This is a genomic window from Lachnoanaerobaculum sp. MSX33 (genome assembly GCF_000512995.1).
Classification (GTDB): Bacteria; Bacillota; Clostridia; order Lachnospirales; family Lachnospiraceae; genus Lachnoanaerobaculum.
On sequence record NZ_AZXX01000080.1, the window covers coordinates 1 to 8,666 of the forward strand.

The 8,666-nt window shown below is 34.4% G+C and carries 9 protein-coding genes; all 9 read left to right on the forward strand.

Features of this window, described 5'->3' with window-relative positions; all coding sequences use genetic code 11:
• Positions 1–64 precede the first annotated feature (64 nt).
• A complete protein-coding gene (locus HMPREF1495_RS08830; protein ID WP_034213932.1) occupies positions 65–967 on the forward strand; it encodes an ATP-grasp domain-containing protein in 903 nt (300 codons plus the stop codon).
• Between the two features lie 3 nt (positions 968–970).
• Positions 971–1,951: a hypothetical protein gene (locus tag HMPREF1495_RS08835; protein ID WP_007593854.1), complete on the forward strand. Its 981-nt coding sequence runs from the start codon at positions 971–973 to the stop codon at positions 1,949–1,951.
• Positions 1,951–2,583 (forward strand): radical SAM protein, encoded by a 633-nt coding sequence (locus HMPREF1495_RS08840; RefSeq protein WP_007593853.1) that lies wholly within the window; start codon positions 1,951–1,953, stop codon positions 2,581–2,583. Before HMPREF1495_RS08835 ends, HMPREF1495_RS08840 begins: the two co-directional genes overlap by 1 nt.
• A gap of 351 nt (positions 2,584–2,934) precedes the next feature.
• Complete coding sequence (locus HMPREF1495_RS08845) at positions 2,935–4,149, forward strand: RtcB family protein (protein WP_007593852.1); 1,215 nt, start codon at positions 2,935–2,937, stop codon at positions 4,147–4,149.
• A gap of 43 nt (positions 4,150–4,192) precedes the next feature.
• Positions 4,193–4,441 carry a helix-turn-helix domain-containing protein gene (locus tag HMPREF1495_RS08850; RefSeq protein ID WP_007593851.1) on the forward strand — a complete coding sequence of 83 codons (249 nt, stop codon included), beginning with the start codon at positions 4,193–4,195 and terminating at the stop codon, positions 4,439–4,441.
• A 72-nt stretch (positions 4,442–4,513) separates the two neighbouring features.
• Entirely contained in the window at positions 4,514–4,978 is a 465-nt protein-coding gene (locus HMPREF1495_RS08855) for an 8-oxo-dGTP diphosphatase (protein WP_007593850.1), read from the forward strand.
• Between the two features lie 161 nt (positions 4,979–5,139).
• Complete coding sequence (locus tag HMPREF1495_RS08860) at positions 5,140–6,642, forward strand: hemoblobin-interacting domain-containing protein (RefSeq protein WP_007593848.1); 1,503 nt, start codon at positions 5,140–5,142, stop codon at positions 6,640–6,642.
• On the forward strand, positions 6,642–7,709 hold the full coding sequence (locus HMPREF1495_RS08865) for an FMN-binding protein (protein WP_007593846.1): 1,068 nt from the start codon (positions 6,642–6,644) through the stop codon (positions 7,707–7,709). The genes HMPREF1495_RS08860 and HMPREF1495_RS08865 overlap by 1 nt, the downstream gene beginning before the upstream one ends.
• 227 nt (positions 7,710–7,936) lie before the next feature.
• The gene (locus HMPREF1495_RS08870) at positions 7,937–8,263 is read left to right on the forward strand and encodes a helix-turn-helix domain-containing protein (RefSeq protein ID WP_007593844.1); all 327 of its coding nucleotides are present in this window, start codon (positions 7,937–7,939) and stop codon (positions 8,261–8,263) included.
• Positions 8,264–8,666: the final 403 nt, after the last annotated feature.

The following is an 8,666-nucleotide window of genomic DNA, read 5'->3' on the forward strand; positions in this document are numbered from 1 at the left end:
TTTAATGTACAGCTTTTTGTTTATACTAAAGATAATAAAAACAGGAGTTGTTTAGGGAGTATATATGAGGAAAGAAAATTTAGAGACAGCTAAAAATTTAAACTTTATTTTTTGCAGTCACCCGTTGAATAAAAAGAGCGTGGATGAGGATTATATGGAAGAATATCAAGCGGCAGGCTTGAATCATTCCTGTGCATTATTTAGTTATGAAGACTTGGAAGTTGGGAAACTGTCGCTTTATGGTGAAGATATTAAAGGTTTGACAATATATAGGGGATGGATGATGTCACCAAATATGTATGAAAACTTTTATAATCTGCTGCTTGAAAGAGGAATACAGCTTATAAATACTCCAAAAGAGTATGCAAAATATCATCTTTTACCCGGATGGTACAAAGACTTTGAAAGTTCTACTCCCTTTAGTATTTGGAGTGAGTCAAAGAATATAGAAGATGCATTAAGACTTACAGACGGATTAGAGGGGGCATTCATTATCAAAGACTATGTAAAAAGTAGAAAACATGAGTGGTATGATGCCTGTTTTATAAAAGATATACGGGACAAGGAAAATACTGAGAGAGTAATCAATAATTTTATTAACAGACAAAGCAGTAATCTTGAAGGTGGAGTTGTACTTCGAAAGTTTGAAAGTCTGAAATCTATAGGAAATCATAAAGATAGCGGTATGCCTATTTCAGAAGAATACAGAATATTTGTTTTCAAGGGTGAAATATTGATTGCCGATAATTATTGGAATGACAGTGGAGAATTAAATATAACCGAAGATGAATATACCCTGATTGAATCAATAATAAGTGAGATAGAAAGCAGCTTTATAACCATTGACTTGGCAAGAAAAACTGACGGCAATCTTATAATAATGGAAATGGGAGACGGTCAGGTATCAGGATTACAGCAAATGGATGAATATGAATTTTATGGTGCTTTTCAAAATCAGGGGAAATAAGAAATGAAAATAGTAATAACAGACAGCGGTATATTATGGCATTATGGAAATCCTATATTAAAAAATTATAAGGATTTAGTGTTAGTGGTCTGTCTTCACGGGAGTAAGGTTACAGATGAATATGAGTGCTTTATCTGTCCGAGAAAATCAGTTGGCCTTGGTATGAGTATGGGGGTTGGCAGTAGAGTTTATAATGATTTAGAAGATGTGGCAGATGAACTTTATGACATGTTACAATCTGAAGATGATATATTATTTTTAACAGATGGCGATCCGAACAGTTTATATCCATACCATATTATAAAAAATAGAAAGCATTATATGAATATTCATCTTTGGGCAAGTCCACCTTGGAATATTGAAGGAAAGGCAAGGATGAAAGCTCATAAGGAAATGCTTTCGGATTTATCAGGTGTAAAATCAATTTGCTATATAGACACTCAGGATTATTTGAAAAATGATTATAAGAATTTTGGCGAACTTTTAGAAGCGGTCCAAAATTACTTTAAGGAGATTTTTCCGATTGTAATAGATAGCATAAGTAAATTAGAAAAGGAGTCTTACTTTGATCTGGTGTCAAAATCGTATATTCCGCTTAACAAAGCATCAGTGAAAGAAACTATATTAAAAAGTAGTGAATACCTGTCAGATAAGGATGAGTATACAGATAATATGTATTTAATTGAGGGTATGGTAGATATTCCTGAATACCAAAGGAGTGACAAATATAAAAGGGATATAATATATAGACAGGTAGCCAGAATAGACGGGAAGAAAATTTGCAATTTACTTCGTGAATACAGATATAAATTAGCTCAGATGAACGATATAGAATTTTATTCTGAGGAGTGCAGATATGTGGGTGCATGTGCAGGAACATGCGAAAAATGTGATGAAGAAGCTGAGTATTTAAGCAAGAAGCTTTCAGAGATTCCAAAAGAGAAGCAAAGAATTCCTATTCTTAATCCGGAGGAGGTAGAGTGATGGTCGGAGATATTTTATCTGTTTCAAGGCTCAGAATGGGCACAGATGGAAGAGGTATATCTACATTGGTTGTATTTTTTGATTGTCCTCTCTACTGTAAATATTGTATAAATGATTTTTGTCATAAAAGTAAAACAGTTTTTGGAACAGTTCCTCATGCAGACTTCAGCGTGCAGGAGCTGATAGATGTTTTAAAGAAGGATGATATTTATTATTTAATGAGTGGAGGAGGTGTTGTCTTTGGTGGTGGAGAGCCTTTACTGCAATCAAAGTATATTCATAAGGTTTGTACTATGGCAGACCAGAGATGGGCAAAAAGAATAGAAACTTCACTTAATGTCCCTTGGAATTATATAAAGCCGGTATTATATGATATGGATGAATGGATTATTGATATAAAGGACATAAATAATGATATTTATAAGAGCTATACAAAAACAGACAATAAAAATATGATTGAAAATTTGTTGAAGCTTAGAAATAAAGTGTCAAAGGATAAGATTCATATAAGGATTCCCAAGATACCTGATTATAATACCTCAAATGATATTGAATATTCTGTACAGTGGATTAGAGATAATATCGGAGTGGAGCCTGAAGTGTTTTCGTATAGAAAGACTACAAGCCGGTAATTAAATTGTAAGATTTAGAGCACTTTTTATACCGCCGGTATAATGACAAAAGCACTTTACTGTGTTATTCTATCGATAAAGAAATTGGGCGGATTGTGCCCGGAAAGGAAAAGACATGAGAACAATGAATCGTTTTGACTATTTAAATATTGAACGCTTTGATAACGCACTCCTTAGTATGGCGTCTAGGAAGGGCTTTGTTTTAATGCACTCATTGGAGATAGGTCAAGTACGAGAAAATTGTTTGTATAAATATAGGCATAGGTAGATACTATGCTGATATTAGATAAATGTTTTTGAGGCCGCTTACTCTAAATGGGTAGGCGGTTTTTTTGATGTAAAGGAGAAGATATGGATAGAATTGAAATAAAAGGTAGAGTAAATACAGCAGTATGTTATGCAAAGGTTGTAGAGGTTGAGGCAATAGAGCAGATAAGAAGAATGTGCGATTATGTGATAACGGAAGGATCAAAAATTCGTATAATGCCTGATGTTCATGCCGGAAAAGGATGTACTATAGGTACTACAATGACTATAAAGGATAAGGCGGTTCCCAATATAGTCGGAGTGGATATCGGATGCGGAATGTACACGGTAAAACTTGGAAAAGTGGAAATAGATTTTGAAAAAGTAGATGAGGCTGCTCATTATATTCCATCAGGAATGAATGTATGGGAGGGCAGACAGGAGCACTTTGATTTAACAAAGTTAAACTGCTTCAGATATTTGAGAGATTCAAGAAGACTTGAGCGTTCACTTGGCACACTCGGTGGCGGAAATCACTTTATTGAGATTGATGAGGCAAGTGACGGATGCAAATACTTAATAGTACATTCAGGATCAAGAAATCTTGGAAAGCAGGTTGCACAGTATTATCAGAGATTGGCGGCAAACTTAGATAGAGGGTATGATACTTATCTTGAAAAAAGAGATGAAATCATAAGAACTTATAAGGAGCAGGGTAGAAAAAATGAGATTCAGACTGCACTAAAAGCACTTCATTGGCATGTTTATGAGTCGGAAACAAGCATGCCTGATGACTTATGTTATGTCTCAGGAAAATATCTGGAGGAGTATTTAAATGATGTTGAGATTTGTCAAAACTTTGCGAAAAGAAATCGTGAGTTGATGGCAGAAATCATCTTAGAAAGAACCGGAATGAAGAGTCTTGAGGCATTCCATACTATTCACAACTATATTGATGTGAGTGAAATGATCTTACGAAAAGGTGCTATTGCCGCACATAGCGGAGAGAAGGTTTTGATCCCAATAAATATGAGGGACGGAAGCGTTTTAGCAGTGGGCAAGGGTAATCCGGATTGGAACTATTCCGCACCTCATGGGGCAGGAAGACTTATGTCAAGAACTGCCGCAAAGAATAACTTAAGTTTGGATGAGTATAAAGAAACAATGAAGGGAATTTATTCCACTTCTATAAATGAAAATACATTGGACGAGGCTCCAATGGCATATAAAAGACTTGAGGATATCATAGATGTTATAAAGGATTCTGTTGATATCATTGAGGTAATGAAACCGATTTATAATTTTAAGGCTTCTGAATAGGAAAAAGTAACTCTTTCCTGTTCGGAAGCGGAAAGGAAGAGTTATGTTTATTTTTCCTACCATAGATTTGGTAGCTACAGGAAAAAATATTGTAAGACTTAGAGAAGAGTCAGGACTTAGTGTGAGAAATTTGCAGGAAATATTTGGTTTTGCCACTCCACAGGCTATTTACAAATGGCAACACGGCACAGCAATGCCGACTATAGATAATTTGATAGTACTGTCAGCAGTATTTCAGGTTTCTATGGATGAGATCATCATATTAGAAAATAATACACAAATAAGTGCATAAACCCGGGTATATACCGATTTTAATTGACTGTGTATATGCAAGATATTAGAATAGCTTAAAAGAGAGGTATATATGGGAATTGAAAAATTGAGTAGAAAAACAGAAATAGAGTTAACAAATATGTGCTTAATCTGTGACGGAAGCAAGGTTTTGGTTCAGGAAAAAGCAGGAACGGATGGTTTGGTATTCCCGGGAGGTCATGTGGAAGAAGATGAGTCACTGCTTGAGTCTGTTATCAGGGAGATGAAAGAGGAGACAGGGCTTACCATTGAAAATCCTATAGCCTGCGGTTTTAAAGATTGGATACAGGAAGACGGAACAAGATATCTGGTACTCTTATATAAGACTGATAAATTTAGCGGTGAATTAAAGGCATCGGAAGAAGGAAGAGTATTTTGGGTTGACCGGTCAGACTTGGACAGTGTAAACCTTATCTGGAATATGAAGGAGTTATTGGATATATTTGATTCTGACAGATACAGTGAGTTCTTCTTTAAAATTAAGAATGGTAAATATAAAGGGGAACTATTAGGATAGAGTATAACAAAAACTGATTCGGGGATTTATTTCGAGTCAGTTTTTTCGTAAAAGCAATTGACAATATAATTATTTTATGTAATACTCTGTAATTGAGTTAGGAGATACTAACGAATTAGGGTAATAGGTAATCAAATTTATTTTATATTCATGGAGGATTTATGAAGAAAAGATATCTATCTATATTGGCACCGGCAGCATTTGCATTGATGATAACAGGTTGTGGAAAAGCAGCTGATACAACCACTACAGCTGAGAGCAGCTCAGTACAGAGCGAAAGTCAGTCTGAGGTAAGCAAGGAGAGTAAGGCTGACATCGGTAATGAAAATTATGTTTATGCAAAGATAAGCATTCCATATGCTGACTACTACTATGGAGAGATAAATAATGTAGAGCCTGAGGCCAATCCTGAGAAGCTTACTGCAAAGCTTGATGCTCCGGATGCGGCAGCAGATATCAGAAGTGATGGAAATTATGATGCTGTAAGCTCTGTAACAAATAAGAAGGCGGAAATGTTTGCAACAGCAGTATCGGAAGTTGTTGGTGACGGATCAACAATTTCAGGAGTGAAAGATGTAAATGTTGCAATTTCAAAGTCACTGTATGAGGATGCAAAAAAGGCTATAGAGGAAAAGAAGGAGTCAACTAATCCTCTTCTTACATTTGTAGCTGAGATTACAGATACTACAGATGAAACTCCATCAGAGTATAAAGTATTAAATTCAGATGGTACATTCTCAAAGACAGTTGGAAATACTGTTAAAAATGATTTGGAGTCAACAATTACAACTACTTCAAATTATGGAAACTATCAAATAGAAGTAAAGGATCTTGAACTTGAGATTGGTGATGTTCAGGGTGTTGTTTTTGAAACAAAAGAAGGCAAGAAGTATGGTATGGAGCATCTGGAAAATATTTGGCGTTCACCTGCAGAACTTGCATTTGCAGCGGCACCGTTTACGGAGAATCATGGAAATGCAGTATCATATATTCGTTATCAGGACTTGCCGGGTCAGACTATTTCTAAGATTACATACTTACTTAAGGATGCCGATGATATAGAGATAGATACAGATTTGTTTTGCAAGCTTTTGGCACCTGAGAACTACAGCATTAAGGGTGATGAGAGCGCTAATTATACTAAGGACGGCTCACAGATTAAGTTTGAAATAACCTCAGATGACAGCAAGTACAGCATCGGAAGAATAGTTTCTAAGAAGAAAGATGTTGATATAGCAAATGTAAAGGAAGATAACGGTACTTTGAATCTTCCAAAGGACCTTGTACCCGGCAAGTATCAGTTTATATTTACAAATGATAAATATGCTGATTTGAATTTCACAGCTGTTATAAATTCAAATTTGAATGCGGAACAGTTCCACTTTGAGAACAATACTCTTAAACTTGATGAAAATGAGGCAGGACTTACTGTAAAGGATTATATAAGTGCTATTACTTATGCAAAGGTGAATGATACAGAGTACAAGGGTGGCAAGGGTAGAAAGTTTGGAAAAGTTGCATTTAATGAAGATGGAAGTATAAATCTGGATGCAAAATACAGTTCGGACGGTAAGGATGAGCCTGTATTTGCAGAAGCAGGAACATATACAGTTGTTCTTAAGGCTGACGGATATCCTGATTTAACAATTGAGGTAACAAAATAATGAAATTTGTCGCATGTCTTATTGTAGTATTGGCTTTTTTTGCAATTTTAGAAAAGCCTATAAAAAAACATGCAACATATTTTTATATTGCAACGATTTTAATAAGTATATTAACTATAATTGCACCTGAAAAAGGCTTGCCGTTTGTAGTTGATTATATTGCAAATGATATATTGGCGAGAGGCACCTTAGCAGGTGCTCTCTTTATACTTGTCATGGTGGCATCTGTATGTCCGGCTGCAAAAATGAGAGGATTACTGCTACGTACAAGAGGTGAAATGGCAATTATTGCGGCTTTATTTACCTTGATTCACAATATATCATATGGGCAGTATTATTTTGTAAAACTCTTTACAAATATATCTGAATTGGATGCACAGAGAATATTTGCGGCAGTATTTTCACTTATAATGATTATTCTTTTGATACCTTTGACAATAACTTCATTTATGGTTATCAGAAAAAGAATGAATCCTAAAAAGTGGAAATCGTTACAAAAACTGTCCTATGTATTCTATGGATTACTGTTTTTGCATATAGCAATGATATTCAGTATATCCATATTTTATGGTCATTTGGATACACTGTTTGATTTAACGGTTTATGCTGTTGTATATGTAGTTTACCTTGTTTTGAGAGCTATAAAGTATAAGAAACAAAGAGTTGTTTGTATAGTCTTTGTTGTGTTTATTTGTATTATTTACGCAGTCCTTGCTGTATTCGGATTTAGAGCGGCAAGAAAGAATGGAGAAGAAGCTGTGGAAGAGCAAAATACTCAAAACACAGTTTCATCAGATGCCTCATACAAAGACGGAACTTATGAAGGAAGTGCTACAGGTCACAGTGGAAAGATGACGGTATCTGTAACTATTGCTAATGGAGAAATCACTGAAATAAATATAGTTGATACAGGGGATGATGAGGAGTATTTAATAGATGCAAGGGATGTGATTCCTGAAATCATAGAAAAACAATCATTGGATGTGGATACTGTAAGTGGTGCTACACACAGTTCTAAAGGAATAATTAAAGCTGTAGGAAAAGCGCTTGAAAGTGCAATGGAATAATCTATTTATAATAGACCCGGGTGAGAACTTGGGTCTTTTTATGTAATAAAATATTTAAAAATATTACAGCAAAATATATATACCTTACAAAAAAATTAAAATGTTAATATAAACTTTATTATTAATTCTTGTTATAATATTGTGATAATTTATACATTATAGTATACTTTATATAAGTTGTTCAACGAAATACCGAAGAGACGTACATGAAGACAGGAGGAGTGACTATGAACAGTATACGTAAATTGAGGCTACACAGGGGAATGACACAAAAGGAATTTGGTGATATTATCGGAGTCAAGCAGCAAACGGTATGTAAGTATGAAGGTAAAAATTCAAATGTAAGTTTGAGTGTACTGCAAAAGATAAGCGATAAATTTGATATACCGGTAGAAGAACTGCTTGAAGATAAGATAGACCATTATATAAGCACCGGTAGTAGAAAAAATGCAAGTAATGAAATAAAAGCGAATATAATAGCCAGAGTTAAAAGGTTAAACAATTACAAATTAAAGAAATTATTGGAATTTTTATCAATTCTGGATGAGGATTGAAAAGAGAATGACTTGGAAAAATATTAAATTTAAATTAGGAGGTGTAAAAAATTAAAGCCGTTTTTATAGCAATATCACCATATGATATTTGGCGTGATGCATAGTTTAATATGCAAGGCATTGTTTAATATGCTGAAATTAATTAAAATACAACGGAACGTGGTATCTGGTATTGCTAATATGGTGATAGTTTGTATAATGAAAGTATCAAACTTTTTACATGATGTTTGGTTTGATATCTTTTTTCTTATAGAAAGTAAACTTTCTAATCTGTGTATTCTAAAAATTCTAAAAAGTTCTAAACATCATGACATGTCGGTGCACCGACTATTTTCCAAACATAGCCGGGTATTTAATATTAAGGGCATAATACCCGGCTATATTTGATACTTCTGAAATCAAA

Coding starts and splice junctions, on each gene's coding strand:
- HMPREF1495_RS08830 (WP_034213932.1), top strand. CDS start 65: ATGAGGAAAGAAAATTTAGAGACAGCTAAAAATTTAAACTTTATTTTT.
- HMPREF1495_RS08835 (WP_007593854.1), top strand. CDS start 971: ATGAAAATAGTAATAACAGACAGCGGTATATTATGGCATTATGGAAAT.
- HMPREF1495_RS08840 (WP_007593853.1), top strand. CDS start 1,951: ATGGTCGGAGATATTTTATCTGTTTCAAGGCTCAGAATGGGCACAGAT.
- HMPREF1495_RS08845 (WP_007593852.1), top strand. CDS start 2,935: ATGGATAGAATTGAAATAAAAGGTAGAGTAAATACAGCAGTATGTTAT.
- HMPREF1495_RS08850 (WP_007593851.1), top strand. CDS start 4,193: ATGTTTATTTTTCCTACCATAGATTTGGTAGCTACAGGAAAAAATATT.
- HMPREF1495_RS08855 (WP_007593850.1), top strand. CDS start 4,514: ATGGGAATTGAAAAATTGAGTAGAAAAACAGAAATAGAGTTAACAAAT.
- HMPREF1495_RS08860 (WP_007593848.1), top strand. CDS start 5,140: ATGAAGAAAAGATATCTATCTATATTGGCACCGGCAGCATTTGCATTG.
- HMPREF1495_RS08865 (WP_007593846.1), top strand. CDS start 6,642: ATGAAATTTGTCGCATGTCTTATTGTAGTATTGGCTTTTTTTGCAATT.
- HMPREF1495_RS08870 (WP_007593844.1), top strand. CDS start 7,937: ATGAACAGTATACGTAAATTGAGGCTACACAGGGGAATGACACAAAAG.